16 protein-coding genes are annotated in these 18,242 nt (G+C 55.9%); 6 read left to right on the top strand and 10 right to left on the bottom strand.

Going from position 1 to position 18,242, the window contains the following annotated elements; all coding sequences use genetic code 11:
• Nucleotides 1-5: 5 nt before the first annotated feature.
• A complete protein-coding gene (locus ELY38_RS05805; RefSeq protein WP_127060561.1) occupies nucleotides 6-1,583 on the top strand; it encodes an aldehyde dehydrogenase (NADP(+)) in 1,578 nt (525 codons plus the stop codon).
• Nucleotides 1,584-1,594: 11 nt separating this feature from the next.
• Here the strand turns inward: ELY38_RS05805 and nanR are convergent, their stop codons facing one another.
• The 6 genes from nanR to ELY38_RS05835 all read right to left on the bottom strand — a co-directional run bounded on the left by nanR (nucleotide 1,595) and on the right by ELY38_RS05835 (nucleotide 7,567).
• A complete protein-coding gene (gene nanR / locus ELY38_RS05810; RefSeq protein WP_127060562.1) occupies nucleotides 1,595-2,317 on the bottom strand; it encodes a transcriptional regulator NanR in 723 nt (240 codons plus the stop codon).
• Between the two features lie 76 nt (nucleotides 2,318-2,393).
• Nucleotides 2,394-3,470, bottom strand: a complete 1,077-nt coding sequence (locus ELY38_RS05815) for an Ldh family oxidoreductase (protein ID WP_127060563.1) — start codon at nucleotides 3,468-3,470, stop codon at nucleotides 2,394-2,396.
• A gap of 55 nt (nucleotides 3,471-3,525) precedes the next feature.
• Nucleotides 3,526-4,905, bottom strand: a complete 1,380-nt coding sequence (locus ELY38_RS05820) for a TRAP transporter large permease (protein ID WP_127060564.1) — start codon at nucleotides 4,903-4,905, stop codon at nucleotides 3,526-3,528.
• 42 nt (nucleotides 4,906-4,947) lie between these two features.
• Complete coding sequence (locus tag ELY38_RS05825) at nucleotides 4,948-5,490, bottom strand: TRAP transporter small permease (protein ID WP_127060565.1); 543 nt, start codon at nucleotides 5,488-5,490, stop codon at nucleotides 4,948-4,950.
• A gap of 57 nt (nucleotides 5,491-5,547) precedes the next feature.
• The gene (locus ELY38_RS05830) at nucleotides 5,548-6,549 is read right to left on the bottom strand and encodes a sialic acid TRAP transporter substrate-binding protein SiaP (RefSeq protein ID WP_127060566.1); all 1,002 of its coding nucleotides are present in this window, start codon (nucleotides 6,547-6,549) and stop codon (nucleotides 5,548-5,550) included.
• 253 nt (nucleotides 6,550-6,802) lie between these two features.
• A complete protein-coding gene (locus tag ELY38_RS05835; protein WP_127060567.1) occupies nucleotides 6,803-7,567 on the bottom strand; it encodes an SDR family NAD(P)-dependent oxidoreductase in 765 nt (254 codons plus the stop codon).
• A gap of 198 nt (nucleotides 7,568-7,765) precedes the next feature.
• Here ELY38_RS05835 and ELY38_RS05840 point away from each other — a divergent pair, with 198 nt between their 5' ends.
• From ELY38_RS05840 to ELY38_RS05850, 3 genes are read left to right on the top strand one after another with little or no spacing between them, the layout of a single operon-like run.
• Complete coding sequence (locus ELY38_RS05840; RefSeq protein ID WP_127060568.1) at nucleotides 7,766-8,929, top strand: fumarylacetoacetate hydrolase family protein; 1,164 nt, start codon at nucleotides 7,766-7,768, stop codon at nucleotides 8,927-8,929.
• 37 nt (nucleotides 8,930-8,966) lie between these two features.
• A complete protein-coding gene (locus tag ELY38_RS05845) occupies nucleotides 8,967-10,271 on the top strand; it encodes an L-fuconate dehydratase (RefSeq protein WP_127060569.1) in 1,305 nt (434 codons plus the stop codon).
• Nucleotides 10,268-11,692, top strand: a complete 1,425-nt coding sequence (locus tag ELY38_RS05850; protein ID WP_127060570.1) for an FAD-binding oxidoreductase — start codon at nucleotides 10,268-10,270, stop codon at nucleotides 11,690-11,692. The genes ELY38_RS05845 and ELY38_RS05850 overlap by 4 nt, the downstream gene beginning before the upstream one ends.
• A 55-nt stretch (nucleotides 11,693-11,747) precedes the next feature.
• Here the strand turns inward: ELY38_RS05850 and ELY38_RS05855 are convergent, their stop codons facing one another.
• From ELY38_RS05855 to ELY38_RS05870, 4 genes are all read right to left on the bottom strand, one after another.
• On the bottom strand, nucleotides 11,748-13,043 hold the full coding sequence (locus tag ELY38_RS05855; RefSeq protein ID WP_127060571.1) for a TRAP transporter large permease: 1,296 nt from the start codon (nucleotides 13,041-13,043) through the stop codon (nucleotides 11,748-11,750).
• On the bottom strand, nucleotides 13,040-13,579 hold the full coding sequence (locus ELY38_RS05860) for a TRAP transporter small permease (RefSeq protein WP_127060572.1): 540 nt from the start codon (nucleotides 13,577-13,579) through the stop codon (nucleotides 13,040-13,042). The genes ELY38_RS05855 and ELY38_RS05860 overlap by 4 nt, the downstream gene beginning before the upstream one ends.
• Before the next feature lie 57 nt (nucleotides 13,580-13,636).
• Entirely contained in the window at nucleotides 13,637-14,623 is a 987-nt protein-coding gene (locus tag ELY38_RS05865; RefSeq protein WP_127060573.1) for a TRAP transporter substrate-binding protein, read from the bottom strand.
• A 299-nt stretch (nucleotides 14,624-14,922) separates the two neighbouring features.
• Nucleotides 14,923-15,825, bottom strand: coding sequence for a LysR family transcriptional regulator (locus tag ELY38_RS05870; protein WP_127060574.1), 903 nt, complete (start codon nucleotides 15,823-15,825; stop codon nucleotides 14,923-14,925).
• A gap of 150 nt (nucleotides 15,826-15,975) precedes the next feature.
• Between ELY38_RS05870 and ELY38_RS05875 the strand changes: the two genes are divergently transcribed.
• Together ELY38_RS05875 and ELY38_RS05880 are read left to right on the top strand one after the other, a co-directional pair.
• Nucleotides 15,976-17,181: a CaiB/BaiF CoA transferase family protein gene (locus tag ELY38_RS05875; RefSeq protein WP_127060575.1), complete on the top strand. Its 1,206-nt coding sequence runs from the start codon at nucleotides 15,976-15,978 to the stop codon at nucleotides 17,179-17,181.
• A gap of 10 nt (nucleotides 17,182-17,191) precedes the next feature.
• A complete protein-coding gene (locus tag ELY38_RS05880; RefSeq protein WP_127060576.1) occupies nucleotides 17,192-18,136 on the top strand; it encodes a hydroxymethylglutaryl-CoA lyase in 945 nt (314 codons plus the stop codon).
• Nucleotides 18,137-18,242 lie beyond the last annotated feature (106 nt).

Genomic DNA, 18,242 nt, shown 5'->3' on the forward strand with positions numbered 1-18,242 from the left:
GCTACATGACACTGCAAGGTACACTGCTGATCGGCCAACAGGCCGTCACCGGTTCTCAAGCCGATATTTATGCCGTCAACCCCGCCACCGGCGAGACGCTGCCGCCGCGCTATCCCGGTGGTAGCCGCGCCGACGTTGAAAAAGCCTGCCAGCTTGCCGAGGCGGCGTTCAGCCAATACCGCGAAACCACGCTTGAAGCGCGCGCCCAATTTCTGGAAACCATTGCCGATGAGATTGAAGCGATAGGTACTGAGCTAACCCAACGCGGCGCGGCGGAAACCGGCCTGCCTGAAGCGCGCCTTGAAGGTGAGCGTGGCCGGACCTGTGGCCAGCTACGGCTGTTCGCCTCGGTGGTGCGTGCAGGTGAATGGCTAGACCTGCGCCTTGACCCGGCGCAGCCTGAGCGCCAGCCTATGCCGCGTGCGGATTTACGTCAGCGTCATATTCCTCTTGGCCCAGTGGCCGTATTTGGTGCCAGCAATTTCCCGCTGGCTTTTAGCGTAGCGGGGGGCGATACCGCCTCCGCCCTGGCGGCGGGTTGCCCTGTTGTGGTCAAGGGCCATTCAGCCCACCCCGGCACTTCTGAACTGGTAGGCCGCGCCATTCAGCGTGCAGTTGCCAAGTGCGAAATGCCTGAAGGCGTATTTTCGCTGCTCTTCGGTTCAGGTCGAGATATTGGTCAAGCATTGGTCTCGGACCCACGTATTAAAGCCGTCGGCTTTACCGGCTCGCGTAGCGGCGGTATGGCCTTGATGGCCACAGCCCAAGCCCGTCCTGAGCCAATTCCCGTCTATGCGGAAATGAGCAGCATTAACCCGGTATTCCTCTTCCCCGAGGCATTAAAAGCGCGCGGTAACAAGATTGCCGAAGGCTTTGTCGCCTCGCTGAATATGGGCGCAGGCCAGTTCTGTACCAACCCAGGACTGGTGATTGGCCTTAAAGGCGCCGACCTGGATGCATTTATCAGTGCTGCTGGGGAAGCTGTTAAAGCCAGCAATGCCCAAACGATGCTGACACCCGGTATTCACGAAGCTTATCAAAGTGGTATATCCGCCCTTTCGGACCATTCCAACGTCAAGGAGATTGCTCGCGGCCAAGCAGGCAGCGGCCCGCATAGCTGCCAAACAGGGCTATTTGTGGCCAGCGCGCAAGATTTCCTGGCCGACGACGCCTTACAGGGAGAAGTCTTCGGTGCTTCCTCGCTGGTTATTGAGTGTCAGGATAGCGACGAAATTCAACGCATTGCAGAGCAGCTCGAAGGCCAGTTGACCATTACACTGCAAATGGACGATGGCGACCTGAATGCCGCCAAGGCGCTCCTGCCGACGCTCGAGCAGCGCGCTGGCCGCATTCTGGCCAATGGCTGGCCTACGGGTGTCGAGGTGGGGCACGCAATGGTGCATGGCGGACCTTACCCGGCAACATCTGATAGTCGTACCACGTCAGTGGGCAGCGCCGCGATTTACCGCTTCCTACGTCCGGTCTGCTACCAGGACTTGCCTACTGACTTACTGCCTGAAGTGCTACGCGACGATAATCCTTTGAACGTTTCCCGGCTGGTTGATGGGAAGCGTGAGAGCTAGCAACGGCAACATCAAGAAGCATCCGATAGGCGTTTTTTAAGCTGCCTATAGGTACCGTAATGACGGTCGAGGTGGCGCCGCATGGCCGCCTCGGCCGCATCGGGATCCCGGGACTCAATAGCTTCGATAATTTCAGTATGAGCAGCAGTGGCTGCCTTATCTTCATCCTTTTGCTGCAGAACGTGGGCACGCCTATCGTCCAGCCACTCGGAGAGCGCTACGTGAATAGCATCAAAGATCGGGTTGCGGCCGATACTTGCCAACACTCCATGAAAATCGTTATCGGAGCGCTTGAAACGAGCCTCATCCCCGATGGCATCGCGATTGGCTGTCAGCGCATCGCGCAATCGCGTCAAATCCTCATCGCTTGCGTGGCGTGCAGCATTACGCGCCAGCGATATCTCGAACATCGCCCGGGCTTCCTGAAAATACTGCTGCCCATCAGGCTTGGAAAGCAACTGCCGGGTGACGCCAGAAAGCCTCGCCATGACGGCTTCGGCGGTAGGGCGGATCACCCTGGCACGCGTGCCGCTGTTGATCGCGATTAGCCCAAGCTGTTGCAAATGGAACAGCGCTTCACGCACGGCGGGTCTGCCCACACCAAACTGCTCCATCAATTCCCGTTCTGAAGGCAATTGATCATTTTCGCTTAGCCGCCCCTCAAGAATCTCCGCCTCGAGCTGTTCGGCGACCTGTTCAGACAGCGTTTTACGCTCGATCCGGTATCTGCTCATAGGCAGTCACTCCTGGTTAACCTGGAATTCACCGCCACTTTACTGCATTTCCCGTTGCGATCCTTCAACTGTACCTTCAATCGAGTCGAGATAGCGGCGCTAGCTGGTACTGCTTGGCGATCTCTGCATAGGCCGACTGATTGGCAGAATCCAGTGGAATGCCATCTGCATCGCGCTGCGCTTGGCAGCGCCATTCGCGATCACCTGGCGCCATAACCCGCGCATCTGGAGTGGCAGGCTGGGCACGTAGGTCCGCTAAATACTCGGCCAACCCGCGTGCAAAAGTGCCCTCTTCCACAAACGCATCAGGTTTCATCGCTAAAAAGAAATGCCCCACGCCACGAGGCGTCGCCATATCCGGTCCGCCCATGGGGAGAAGTTTGAAGCCGTGCTGCATTCCCGACAGCACCGAACTGAGTATCTCGACCATCCCGGCAAGCCCTGCGCCCTTAAACCCAAAGCTACTGCCTCCTAACGGCAGCAAAGCTTCAATCTCGCCAGGCACGCGACTCACCTTTCCGGCCGCATCAGCGGCCACTTGATCCGGAAGCTCGCGACCAATGGCACCGAACTGCTGCACGCGATTCCAGGGAATCGAGCTGGTTGCCATGTCCAACAAATACGGCGCGCCTCCTTCTACCGGTGCTGCAAAGGCGATGGGGTTGGTACCATGAAAGGGCTTGGCCCCGTCGTGTAGTAGCACGAATGGGTCCGAGTTACAGAATGCCATGCCCAGGTAGCCCCGCTCGGCCGCCGCTAACGCATAACATCCCGCTGCCCCAAAATGCGATGAGTTACCTACCGCCACAGCCCCCATCCCCACTTCGCTGGCCATTGCCATGGCGTGCTCAATGGCGGTGAAGCCCGCTAGATGGCCTAACCCATCATCCGCATCTAAAAAGCCCGTTGCCGCTAAGCGCTGGTGAAACACCATGTTAGGCGCGCCGTTAATGCGCCCGCCATTAAGTGCCTTTAAATAATGCGGCAATAGACGCAACCCATGGCTGTCGGTGCCCATGCGTGAGGCGGTTACCAATGCGCGGCTCACGGCATCCGCAGATGCTTGATTGGCACCGGCTGCCACAAGTGCCGCTTGCATAAAGCGCGTTAAATCCTCACGGGTAACGCGAAAATCCAATGACGTGTCGGTCATTAACAAATACTCCAGATCCTAATATTGTCGTTGGCGGCAAATCAGCCGATAGTGCTCAACGGTATATCAGCGTGGGAAGCCACATGGAAATAGCCGGAATAAAAGTCACTAATAGCAAACAGATCACCAGAGGAATAAGAAACGGAATGGTTCCTCGCATGCAGCGCTCAAAGCTTACGTTGGCGACTCGGGAAAGTACGTAGAGCACCATTCCCACCGGTGGCGTCAACAGACCAATCATCAGGTTGAGCACCATAATCACGCCGAAGTGAACGGGATCGACACCCACAGCCACCGCCATGGGCAATAGAACCGGCACTAGAATAGTGATCGCGGCAATGGTTTCCATAAAGCAGCCGACAATGATAAGTACAATATTGGCCATCATCAGTACGGCAAGCTTGCTATCAGCAAAGGGCCCCATTAAGGCAATCACGTTCTGGGTAACCTGATTGCTAGTGAGTATCCAGGCAAATATCGATGCTGAAGAGACAATGAACAAAATGACTGCGGTTGTCTCGATGGTTTCCATACTGACTTTTAATAATTTCCGCCAGGTCAGAGTGCGGTAAACCACGACACCTAGTATCAGCGCATAAAACACCGCAGCGACCGCCGCTTCGGTAGGTGTAAAAGCGCCGGTAATAATGCCGCCCACGATAATGACGGGCGTCATTAGCGATAAAAAAGCCCGCTTAAAGGTATGTCCAAGCACGCGCACCGAAAATACCGCGTCACGCTGATAACCCCGTCGACGCGAGATGATAAAGATCATCAACATTAACATCGCCCCCATTAACAGCCCAGGAATTAACCCGGCTGCAAATAGTTGGCCCACGGAGGCGGATGCCATGACGCCGTAAATGACCATCGGTAAACTAGGCGGGATGATCGGCCCGATGGTCGACGAAGCGGCGGTAATGCCCACCGCAAATTCCTCATCGTAGCCAGCATCTTTCATCGCTTTCACTTCAATCATGCCAAGGCCACCGGCATCCGCCACGGCCGCCCCTGACATTCCAGAGAACACGATGCTGGCGCCTACATTCACGTGACCCAGCCCACCGCGCATCCAGCCCATCAGGGCCTTGGCAAAATTGAAGATCCGCTCAGTGATGCCGCCGTTATTCATTAAGCTGCCAGCAAAGATAAAAAACGGAATGGCCAAGAGTGGAAAGCTATCGATGCCGTTGATCATACGGTGCGCAATTACGATATTGGGCACTTGGCCTGTGATCAGTACAAACATCAAGCAGGCGCCTGCCAAGCTAACCGCAATGGGGACCCCGAGCACCAACATAGTGAATAAGGCAAAAAACAAGAAGCCGAGGTGATACCCCATCAGCGGTAATATTACGCAACCCAGCACGGCCAGTGCCGACAGCAGCGGTGACACTAACGGCTTTTGCCAGCGCATCATGGAAATTCGGGACATGGCAGGCCTCTTGATAAAAATGGCATGACGGGAAACCACTTCTCAAACGACATCGTTACGATCCCGGTACTTCAGATAGAGCCGCTGAATGGTACGTAGCGCCATTAATACAAACGCCGCACAGACCGTGAAATAGATAATGCTCTTGGGCAGGTCAACCGACACCATCAAGCTATTGGTACGTGATGCCAGCTGATAGGCGATCCATGCCATCGCTATGTAAAAGACAAGGCTTACCAGGTTCACCAAGCGCTCCAGCAAGCGCGCCTGCCACTGCGGCATGTAATGGTAGAAGAACTCCACCATAATGTGGCTGCCGTTGCGGGCGGCCATTACGCTGCCCAAAAAGCCAACACCAATCAGCAGATAACGGGCAATTTCTTCGGTCCAACCGATAGAACTGCCCAGCACATAGCGGCTAAAAAACTGAGTGAATACCACCAGAATAAGCGCCCAGAACAGCGTCAGGGTCACAAAGTCTTCAACTCGATAATCACTCAGTTTGAAGGGGGCATCGTCGAAGGCGGATTCAAAATCCACCATCGGATCAATGCTGGGAGGTGCATCTTCGCGTGCGTCACTCATGGCACAATACTCCAGACACTTCGCTAGGAAGATAGCGAAGTGCTCGCTGAGGTTGGATTATTGGCCGATAGCCTGCAGACGATCGTAGGTTTCCTGATCCCAAGTGGCGGCGCTGCCGTTATGAGCGGGCACGACGGCTTCACGGAAGATGTCGCGATCTACTTCGTTGATGGTATTACCCTGCTCCTCAAACCAGGCTACCAACTCTTCCTCAGCCTGCTGGATATCTTGGGTATTGTTCTCAGCGGCTTCCTGGAATACCTCACGGAATATCTCCTGATCCTCTTCGCTCAACTGGTTCCACCGCGGTCCACCTACGATCGTGATCAGCGAATCGGTAATGTGGCCGGTCAGGTTGATGTAATCCTGCACCTCATGAAAGGCCTTGGCGCGAATGGTTGGCAGCGGATTTTCCTGCGCGTCGACCACGCCTTGCTGCAAGGCCAGGTAGACTTCATCGAAAGCAATCGGGGTGGGGTTAGCGCCTACTGCGTTAGGCATCATCATGTACATCGGCGCATTGGGCACACGTATCTTGAGACCTGCCATATCCTCGGGTGTATTGATCGGCGTATTCGACGTTACATGGCGTTCGCCATAATAGTTAAGAGCCAAAGGCACATTGCCGGTTGCATCCTGATAGCCCTGGGCAATTTCCTGGAAAAGATCACTATCAGCAAAGGCCTGCCAGTGATCAAAATCACGGAACATATACGCAGCACCTGCAATGCCGATGGGCCCGTAACCGCGGCCAGCAAACTGCGTGCCGGTATAGATGACATCCACCGTGCCTAGCCCAAGCCCTTCGTTAATGTCTTCTTCTTTCCCTAAAGAAGAGGCAGCGTATACCTGCATGGTGTAGCGCCCTTCAGTCCGCTCTTCAATTTCATCCGCCGCCCACAGCGCCCACTTATGGAAGGGTTCCGACGTTTCATAAACATGTGCGAAACGTAGATTTTCGGCGGCTTGTACGGCCCCGGCGAAACTAACGCCTGACGCAATTAACGTAGCGATTAGCACGCGGGACATAGTAAAGCGCTGCTGACGTTTGTGGTTCATTGGGTATTCCTCACAACGATTGAATTTATTATTAGCTGTTGTTGCGTGTGGCCGAAGCCAAGGAAGCTGACCATCTTTTTGTATACGTGTCATACCACCAAGCTAAAATTTAGTTGGTAGTTTTAGATCGTGCAACTATCTATAGTCGCATTTTATTTTTTTAGCACCGCAATGAAAAACGAAATAACACTCTGATATTAATTAAATTTTTGATATCTACGTAAAGCTAGCTACAGCCAATATAACTAAATGCTTATGGCATTAGCTGTCCGCCGTTCACCTCGACTATTTGCCCAGTCACATAGCCGCTCAAAGCTTCGGTACCCAGAAAGACGTAAGCACCAACACACTCTTCAGCAGTTCCCAAACGCCCCATGGGGATTGAAGCGCAGGCGGCTGTTAAAAAGGCCTCACTAGAGTGCCGCTCATGAAAATCCGTTGCAATAACACCCGGCGCCACGGCATTAACTCGAATCCTCTCTCCGGCTAACTCCTTGGCCATATTGCGCGTCAGCGTACTAACAAAACCTTTAGCTGAAGCATATAAACCGGCCCCGGCTCCCCCGCCGTTACGTGCAGCAATTGAAGTAGTGTTAATGATATTTCCTTGTCCGGAACGCCGAAAATGTGGCAAAGCGGCACAGCTCGCCATCATGACTGAGCGCACATTGAGATCCAATACACGGCTGTACTGGTCGTCATCCATATTGTCTAAACTGACTCGCCCCAGCATATCGCCCGCGTTGTTGATCAAAAGATCCAGACCTTGCAGCCGTTCGGCCGCATCATCAATAAGCCGGCGTACTTCTGATGACTGGCTGACGTCCGCTCTTAAGGTAAAAGCATCGCCACCCGAATCGCGAATAGTGCTAGCCACCGCCTCAGCGGAGGATTCGCTACTATGATAATGCACCGCCACATGTGCTCCCAGTGCACCTAGCTGCTTCGAGACAGCAGCCCCTATTCCACGGCTGGCCCCCGTAATCAGTACCCTCTTGCCTTTCCACTCTTCTAACATGACATTCCCCTTAAAACCTGCGTATATAAAATTTACTCAACGCTTGTGTTCATTTAATGCACTTTCGCTATCGACCCGAAATGCAGCGGTGCGCTAGAGTAAGTCATGATCTGGTATACCTGTCATACATAACAATATCTATAACATCATAGGCGATAAGGTATTAACTGCCAGTCGCTTAGTAACCCGGAGGCGATCATGGAACTACTTTCCCTGACTGACACCCTTCCCACCGACTTGGATCATGCCCTGCTCGTTGGCCGCGTATGGCTGGACGGCACGCATCCAGGCCCCGCATTGGTCACGGTGCATGATGGCAACGTTATCGATATTACCGAGTTTGGCCCCACCATGGCCGACCTGCTAGAACGCGATGATATGCTGGAAGTTGTGCGGCGCGCGGAAGGTATATCGTTGGGCAGCATCGAGGTGCTGCTGGCGAATTCTCAGCAGGCTCAACCACAAGCACCCTACCTGCTCGCCCCTTGCGATGTTCAGGCCGTTAAAGCCTGCGGCGTTACCTTTGCCGTCAGCTTGCTGGAGCGGGTCATCGAAGAGCAGGCAGGCGGCGACCCGGCTAAGGCCGTTGCGCTGCGCGATGACCTGCAGGCGCTGATTGGCACTGATCTTTCCAAGATTTCCCCCGGGTCTGTAGAAGCCATGGCGCTTAAGACAGCACTTCAGGCGCGCGGTGGCTGGTCACAGTATATGGAAGTAGGTATCGGCCCCGATGCGGAAGTGTTTACCAAAGCCCAGCCGCTCTCTTCGGTCGGTTTTGGCACACCAGTGGGGCTGCATGCGTCCTCGCAGTGGAATAATCCTGAGCCCGAAATCGTGCTGGCCGTGGACAGCCGCGGTCAGGTACGAGGCGCTACCTTGGGCAATGATGTCAATTTGCGTGATGTTGAGGGGCGCAGCGCCCTACTGCTTGGCAAAGCGAAAGACAACAACGCCTCCTGCTCAATCGGCCCCTTTATTCGCCTGTTTGATGACCACTTTGACATCGACAGCGTGCGCAATTGCCAAGTCTCACTGCGTATTGAAGGCAAGGATGACGACTTCCTGCTTCAAGGCGAGAGCGATATGCGTGAAATAAGCCGCGACCCGCTGGATCTGGTACGCCAAACCATCGGTGCCCATCACCAGTACCCTGATGGTTTCATGCTGTTTCTGGGTACGATGTTCTCCCCTATCAAAGACCGCGATGGGAAAGGCCAGGGCTTTACTCATCACCTCGGTGATCGCGTCACTATTTCTACCCCCGCCCTGGGTGCCCTGGTCAACTCGGTGGGCAGAAGCGATCAGCTGCCGCCGTGGACCTACGGTATTCGCGAGCTGATGCGCCACTTGGCTCGCCGCTGATCCCATCTCTGCTCACACTACACTCCAGGAGAACGCAATGACAACAATTACGCACGTCGAGATCCAGGATATCCGTTTTCCCACCTCACGCTCGCTCGATGGCTCCGATGCCATGAACGCAGCACCCGATTACTCAGCCACGTATGTCATCCTGCATACCGATGACGGCAGCCCAGAAGGCCATGGTTTAACCTTTACAATCGGCCGTGGCAACGAAATTGTAGTCACCGCCGTGCACTCCCTGGCGCCGCTGATCGAGGGTCGCGAGCTTGCCTCTATTACCGATAATATGGGCACTTTCTGGCGCGAACTCACCGGCGACAGTCAGCTGCGCTGGATTGGCCCTGATAAGGGCGCGATTCACTTAGCCACCGCAGCTATCGTTAACGCCGTATGGGATATGTGGGCGAAACGCGAAGGTAAACCGGTATGGAAATTGCTGGTGGATATGACTCCGGAGCAGTTGGTTCGCTGCCTCGACTTCCGCTTTGTCACCGACGCGCTAACCCCTGAAGAAGCGATTTGCTTGCTGCGCCGTCAGGCCCCTGGTAAAGCGGCACGTGAAGCCGAAATGCGCCGCGATGGCTACCCCGGCTACACCACTTCCGCAGGCTGGCTGGGCTACAGCGATGAAAAAGTGCGCAGCTTGGCCCGCGAAGCTCTGGCAGAAGGCTGGACCCATTTTAAACAGAAAATTGGCGGCGACATTGAAGAGGATGCGCGCCGTGCAGCGCTACTACGTGAAGTGATCGGCTGGGACAACGTGCTGATGATGGACGCCAATCAGGTGTGGGAGGTCGACGAAACAGTCGCCAAAATGCGCCGACTGGCTGAATTTGACCCACTATGGATCGAAGAACCCACCAGCCCCGACGATATTCTGGGTCACGCCGAGATCCGCCACCGCGTCGCGCCTATCGGGGTCGCTACCGGCGAACACTGCCACAACAAAGTGATGTTCAAGCAGTTCTTTCAGGCGGACGCCATTGATTACTGTCAGCTGGACGCTGCCCGCCTGGGTGGGCTCAATGAAGTGATTCTAGTAGTGCTCATGGCTGCCAAATTCGGCGTACCGGTTTGCCCGCATGGCGGCGGCGTTGGGCTGTGCGAATACACCCAGCACATCTCGTTGTTTGATTACATCGCAGTATCCGGCGAACTTGAAGGGCGCGTACTTGAGTATGTAGACCATCTTCACGAGCACTTTATCGACCCGGTAGTGATCAACCATGGCCGCTATCAGGTACCCGATGCGCCGGGCTACAGCATTGCCATGCACGCGCAGTCCCAGGCACAGCATCGCTACCCGGAGGGTGCAGCATGGCAGGAAGCGGGCCAATGATAGATACCACTAGCTTTCTAAATGAACTCGCCAGCCTGCTTGGAGAGCGCGGCTTGCTGCGCGAGCCGGATGCCATGGCGCGCTACGTAAGCGACTGGGCAGGTGTCACGCTGGGCATGCCGTTGGCCGTGGCACGCCCGGCAAACACAGAGGAAGTCGCTGAAGTTGTTCGGCGCTGCTACGCACAAGGTATCGCGATGACGCCCCAAGGCGGTCACAGCGGCCTGGTGGCAGGCGCCTTGCCCGCCGCAAGCGGTCAGGAGCTGGTGATCAGCCTCGAACGCCTGGATAACGTGCGCGCCATTGATCCCATCAACTTCACTATCACGGTGGACGCGGGCTGTATTCTCGAAAACGTCAAACTGGCCGCAGCGGAGCATGACTGCGACTTTCCGCTTTCGCTAGGCGCGCAGGGCAGCTGCCAGATTGGCGGCAACATCGCCACTAACGCAGGCGGGCTCAATGTACTGCGCTACGGCATGATGCGCGAGCTGGTGCTCGGCCTTGAGGTCGTGCTGCCGGATGGGCGCGTGCTGGATAGCTTGAGTGCCCTGCATAAGGACAACCGCGGTTACGACCTTCAACAGCTGTTTCTGGGCAGTGAAGGCACCTTGGGGATTGTCACGGGTGCTGTGCTCAAACTTTCCCCTCGCCCGACCCAGAACCGCACCGCCCTGCTCGGTCTGCCGTCGGTACAAGCGGTGATCGATCTATATGGTTTAGCGCGGCGCGACTGCTGCGATTTGCTGACGGCTTTCGAGCTCATTCCCCGGCGCTGCATTGAGCTTGCGATAGAGGCAACGCCCGAGCTACGCGACCCGCTGGAAAGTGCTTACCCCTGGTACGTATTGATGGAAGTCGCGGCCACAGGGCCGGTGGACCTGGGCGCTATGCTGGAGCAACTGCTGGAAACCGGTATGGCGCGTGACCTGGTGCTTGATGGGGCACTGGCATCCAGCGCTACCCAATCCGCGCAGCTGTGGCAGTTTCGTGAAAGCATGCTGGAAGGGCAGAGGCGGCGCGGTGAGCATTTACGTACCGACATTTCGATACCTATCTCAGCCATTCCTGACTTTGTCACTCGCGCCAGTGAAGTCGTAATGGACGCTTCTCCCGAGTGCGAAATTATCGCTTACGGGCATGTGGGCGATGGCAATCTGCACTTCAATATACTGCCGCCCATTACACTTTCTAACGCGGATAAAAAAGCCCATCTGCACGCCTTGGAAGAGCGGCTTTTTGAAGTGCTTGACGATTTCCACGGCAGCATCAGCGCCGAACACGGTATTGGGCGCACCAAGCAGGCAGCCTATTTGGCTCGGCTTTCACCAATAGAGCGGGAGTTGATCAGCGGGGTTAAAACCCTGTTCGACCCGAAAGGGTTGATGAACCCCGGGCGTATTCTGCCTAACGATGGCTAATCGCCAATCCAACCCCGCCCCGCTGGTTTTTTTCAGTAGGGCGGGGTTGGTCATATCAATACCCCATCACCCCAGGCAGCCAGGTGGCCAATCCTGGCACCGCAATCAACAGCAGAATGGTCGCTATAATCGGCAGTAAAAACGGCAGTACCGCCTTGACCACTTGGCCGTAACGCAATCTGGTAATACCCACCATCATGAACAGCACCGTGCCGAATGGCGGCGTAATGACCCCGACCGACAGGGTAATCACCATTACGATACCGAAATGCACCGGGTCCAGCCCTGCACTCAACGCGGCAGGCACCACAATGGGAGTAAAGATCAGGATGCTTTCAATCACCGACATAAAGCAGCCGATCAGCAAGAAGAACAGCGCAAAGCAGATCAGCAGCGCAATAGTGGGCATATCGACACTGGCCACTTGACCGGCCAGCGCCTGGGGAATACCCATACGCACCAGAATCCAGCCATAGAAGCTTGATACCGCAATAATCAGCAGGATGACAGCGCTGAACATCAATGTACGCCGAAACGCGTCGTACAGGCTCTTCCAGCTCAGATCGCGATAGATCACCCCGCCCAATATCACCGCATACAGCGAGGCAATCGCGCCGGCTTCTGTCGGTGTGAAGAAGCCTCCCCAAATACCGCCAACGATTATCGCGGGCATCATCAAGGGTAAAATGGCCCGCTTGCCGGTCCGCACGACTTCGCCTGCATTGAAGGGCACGGGAGCGGGCATCACGACTTTACCTGTGGCGCCGAGTAAAACGGTCATGCCCATTAGCAGCAGCGCCATTAAAATACCCGGCACAAGCCCCGCCATAAAGAGTCCACCGATACTCACATTAGCAAGCCAGCCGTACACTACCAGCGCGATACTGGGCGGCAGGATCGGGCCGACCACACTCGAAGCAGCGGTAATCCCGGTCGTGTAGTCGAGCGCATAACCGCGCTCTTTCATCGCCTTGATTTCGATACTGCCAAGCCCCGCGGCATCGGCCACCGCAGTGCCTGACATAGTGGCAAAGATAGAGCTCGCCACCACGTTGGCGTGGCCCAGCCCACCCTTGGTAAATCCTACCAAGGCGGTTGCAAAATCAAATATTCGGGTCGTGGTCGAACCCAGGTTCATGATGTTGGCCGCCAGGATAAACAGCGGAATCGCCATCAAGGTAAAGTTGTTAAGCGTTTGCACCATGCGCAATGAAAGCAGCTCGACCGGCAAACCACCGGCCCCGGTTACCGCCAGCGCAATAAACGAGGTAACCCCGATCGACACCACCACGGGCAGGCCGATCATCATTAAAAACAGCAGCCCGCCGACGAATATCGCAAGTTCCATCATGGCGTTATCTCCTCGTGCGCGGGTTTATTCAACCACGTGACGGGGCCACGTAAGGTCTGCCAGGTGGCGGTCATCGCCATGGCAACAAAACTGAATAACAAGCCGTAATAGAGATAGGAGAAGCTGATACTCAACGAGACTGTTTTATTGTTGGCGCTCATATCGGACATGATCCAGGCGCCCCAGCTGGCTAGCACAAAAAAGACGACGGAGATGATGGCCGTCAGCCGATACTGCACCTGATGCCCCAGCGCACTTAGCCGATGACTAAACAGATCCACGACCAGATGGTCGCTGCGTACCCAGGCTGAGATCGAGCCGAAACCAATGGCGTAAATAGCCAGCAGCGAGACAACTTCCTCGGTCCAGGGCATACCCCAGTTCAACAGATCGCGGGCAACCACGGCGGTCACGATCAACCCTAAAATGCCGACCAGTAGTGCTACACCTACGGCATCGCATAAACGGGTGACATGGCGCAGGACATAAAAAGCCAAACGATCGGCTCCGTTTGCGGGTGGCAGTGCTCCATCCACAAGATAACTCCTTACCTAAGACGGTGGCGGCATCAGAATGCCGCCACCTGATGATGATCAGTCGCTTACTTGGCTCGCGCTGATAGCGTCGTCGCGTACACCGTCGGCCATTTCTGACAGCACACGATCAATGGCGGGCATGGCCGCTTCGCGGAAGGCTTCGATGTCCGGCTCGATTACCGTCATGCCCTCTTCCTGAAGCGCATCCAGGTAAAAATCATCCAGTTCGCGCTCTTGCTCGGTGCCATAGGCTCGCGCAACATCAACCGCCTCAGAAATCAATGCCTGATCCTCTTCCTCCAAACCGTCCCACCAGCGCGCGCTGGCGACCCAGCTCCAGGGGAACTGCACGTGGCTGGTGGTAATGAGGTAGTCCTGCACTTCCCACAGGCGCCGCGTGTAGGGCGAAGAGAGCGAGTTCTCATGACCATCGACCTGGCGGGTCTGCATGGCGAGATAGATTTCCGGCGCGGGTACGTTTACCACCTGTGCACCCAGTTCTTCCCAGACCGCTAGCCAGATCGGCAGTGACGGAAGGCGTAGACGGAAGCCCTGCAAATCCTCTGGCGTATGAATCTCTTTATTGGCGGTCATATGGCGCGGACCGCGGTGTTGAACACCGAGAAACTTCAGGCCGCCCTGCTGTTCTGCCTGCTCAATCAGCGTCTGGCCCGATGGGCTATCGATATAGCTATCCACCTCATCCCACGTTGTAAACAGGAAGGGCACGGTAATGGCGTCGTATTCCGGCGCGTATTGCTGGCGCCAGTTGCCACCGGTGAGTGAAAGCTGGGTCTGGCCCAGGTTAAGCAGCTCCAGTACGGAATCTTCACCGCCCAAGGAGCCCGCCAGGAAAGGCCGTACGTTGAAGCGTCCAGGTGCCTGCTCTTCCAGGTACTGTGCAAAGCGCTCAACCGCAGCGCTTTCAGAGCCGCCTTCACTCATGGTGTTGTTAACTTGAATTTCAATCGGGTTGGCCAGCGCGAAGGGAGCAACCGCTAAAATGCCTAACGCGGTGAGCGTGGCAAGCAGTGATTTTTGCATGAGATGTACTCTCTCAATTTGTCGTTATAGGCAGGATGTTGCGATGTTGTCCTATGGATCTTGAAACAAGCCGCCGATACGCTCAAATCGACGTTCGAGAAGGCAGCCTTCGTATAATACGATGGCTATAGAACCCATGAACGCGGGCGTTTGAGGGCATATACGAATCAGCATACGACTAAAGATGAAGGAACATCGGCAGTCGTTAGCCAGGTTTACTCCGGAGTCGGCCTGTAATGGAGGATTCAGCAAGCCTACGAGCATTCTCCAAACGCGAAGCCGACAAGTATGTGTGGCGTCTAAAAAGGCGCCGTTTCCGCTTTAACCAGATGATCCACTAAATGACGAGCAGTGGCCGGTAGCGTGGCATAGCGGCGCATACCGATAACCAGCTCACGTTGTGCCCAAGGATCGCTAAGCGGAATACTTTTTAACTCCAGATCTCCAAGATCTCGGTAGATGGTCTGTTCAGGCAGTATGCCCACGCCCATCCCATGATGAATCATGCGACAAATAGCGTCGAAACTACGCACCTGAATACGCATGCGCAGCGCTTTATCAGCTAAATTGGCCTGCTCATGCAGCAGCGCTTGCAGCGAGGCATCCTGCTGGAGGCCGATAAAATCGAAGTCGAGGGCTTCATTGAAGGCAATGCTTTCACGCTCCGCCAGCGGGTGATTACCAGGCGTCACTAATACTAGCCGGTCATGTCGGTACGAAAGCTTCTGAAGATCAGGTGCCGCAACATGCCCCGCGAAGATGCCGATATCGGTCAATCCATCGCGCACGGCAGCCACAATTTCACTACTTACTCGTTCCTGAAGGTCAATTTTAATATCGGGGTAGTGGCGGGAAAAAGTACTGAGGTCCTGGGGAAGAAACGCAATGATTGCCGAGGTATTGGAGTGAATACGCACATGGCCGCGCACCCCTTCGCCATATTCACTCAGCTCCGCTTCCAGGCGCTCGATATTATCCATGATGCGTCGGGCGTGGTGTAAAAACGCCTGGCCTGCGGGGGTTAGCTCGACGCCTCTGGGGCGGCGATAAAGCAGCGTCGTGCCGACCAATGCCTCCAAGTCGCTAATCCGTTTACTTACCGCGGCAAGGGCCAGATGCTCACGCTCGGCCGCAGCCGTCAGGCGTCCTTCATCCGCCACAGAAATAAACAGCTTAAGGGTGACAAAGTCGAAGCGGCGCATGATCACATCTCTTACCCAACAGTCTGCTTATGCTAACGCATACCTTCGCCAGCCACGAATCCTTTGTTACCCATTGCCTAATTGTCGACCCAAAACGGCTGCCCCATGCTGGCGCTCACTGCGAACAACGATAAGTAGAGGAGAACCTTGATGAATGCTCCTGAAGCGCGCCAGCTGCCCTTGCAAGACCTAAAGGTGCTTGAATTAGGCCAGCTGATTGCTGGTCCCTTCGCCACCAAGTTGCTAGGTGAATTTGGTGCTGACGTGATCAAGATTGAGCCGCCCGGCACCGGAGACCCACTTCGTAAATGGCGAATGATTGAAGACGGCACCTCGCTTTGGTGGCATGTGCAGACCCGCAATAAGCGATCGGTAGCGCTGGATTTACGCAGCGAAGAAGGCCAGGCCTTGGTGCGCCAGCTTGCCGCCGAGGCAGATGTTGTCGTGGAGAATTTTCGCCCCGGCACGCTGGAGAGCTGGGGGCTAGGCTGGGAAGCGTTATCAGCGCTCAACCCACGGTTGATCATGGTGCATATTTCGGGTTACGGGCAGACAGGCCCCTACCGCGACAAGCCCGGCTTTGGCGTGATTGGCGAAGCCATGGGCGGGCTACGCTACCTTACCGGCCAACCGGATGAGCCTTCGGTACGGGTGGGCGTAAGCATTGGCGACTCGCTTTCCGCCCTTTACGCGGTCATCGGCACTTTGCTGGCCCTTCAGGAGCGTAACCGCAGTGGCCTGGGCCAGGAAATCGACGTTGCGTTGTACGAGTCCGTGTTCGCGATGATGGAAAGTCTCCTGCCGGAGTTTGATGCCAGCGGTCATGTCCGCGAGCCCAGCGGCAGCGCCCTTCCCGGCATCACCCCTTCCAATGCCTACCGCTGCCAGAACGGCGACTATGTGCTCATCGCTGGCAATGGTGACAGCATCTTTAAACGTCTGATGGGCGTGATTGGCCGGGAGGATTTAGCCAATGATCCCGCACTTGCCCATAACGACGGGCGCAGCCAACAAGCCGCCATGATCGATGCAGCCATTGAAGCCTGGACGCTAGAGCGCCCGCGCAGTGCCATTCTACAAGCTCTGGATGACGCCCGAGTGCCCGCCGGCTACCCCTACACCGCTAAAGATATCGCCTTTGACCCCCACTACCTGGCACGGGAGATGATCCAAACCTTTACCCGCCCTAATGGCCAACCGTTAAAAGTGCCCGGCGTATTGCCCAAGCTAAGCGCCACACCTGGACGTTTGGGCAATGGTGGCCCGGCGTTGGGTCAGCATACCGACGACGTATTGGACGAGCTAGGTATCGACCAGGAAACCCGCGCCAAACTGCGCCAAGCAGGCATCATTTAAGGAGTTTGTTATGAGCCAGTTATCAACCTGCCCTTTGAGAATCGAGATCAACGAAGTGGCCCCGCGTGACGGCCTGCAAATCGAGTCGCGTTTTGTACCTACCGAAGACAAAATCCGCTGGATTGACGCACTCTCCTCCACGGGTCTTAAACGCATCGAAGCGACGTCGTTTACTTCCCCCAAGGCGATTCCCAACCTGCGCGACGCTGCCGAAGTTGTCACCGGCATTCAGCGCCGGGAAGGCGTGGATATCACCGTGCTGGTACCCAACGTAAAAGGTGCCGAGCGCGCGCTTGCCTGCAACGTCGACGAAATCAACCTGGTCATGTCGGCAAGCGATAGCCACGGCCTAGCCAACCTGCGCATGACGCCCGAGCAATCCCTTGAACAATTTGCGGCTATCTTGGACGTGACCCAGAGCAGCGGCGTATTTATCAACGCCTCGCTCTCCACCACGTTTGGCTGTCCCTTTGAAGGCGAGGTACCCGAAGCGCGGGTGCTGGGATTGGTTGAAAAGCTGATTGCGCTGGGCATTCAAGGGATAACCCTTTGCGATACCACCGGCATGGCCAACCCGACCCAGGTCAAACGGCTGTGTGACGCCGTACTTGAACGCTGGCCCGAAATGCCGTTTACCCTGCATTTTCACAACACCCGCGGCATGGGCCTGGCCAATGCCCTGGCGGCCTGGCAGGCAGGGATTACCCGCTTTGACTCAGCACTCGGTGGGCTGGGCGGCTGCCCCTTTGCTCCCGGCGCCACCGGCAACGTATGCACCGAGGATCTAGTGCATATGTTTGAAGCCATGGGCGTGGACACCGGCGTTGACCTGGATGCCCTGCTTGACGTCGCCGCTACTCTCCCAGAGCTTATCGGCCATGAGGTACCGGGGCAGGTGGCGAAAGCAGGAAAATCGACGCGGCGTTATCCGATGCCAGTATCAGCTCTTCAATAATGAACCACCCTATTCTCCTGCTGCGTTGAAGTCTTTAGCCAAGAGGGCTATATAACGATTACCTGACACAACTCCGCCATATAATCGTCACACGACAGCAACATTT

This window comes from Vreelandella nanhaiensis, assembly GCF_003990185.1.
Lineage (GTDB): Bacteria > Pseudomonadota > Gammaproteobacteria > Pseudomonadales > Halomonadaceae > Vreelandella > Vreelandella nanhaiensis.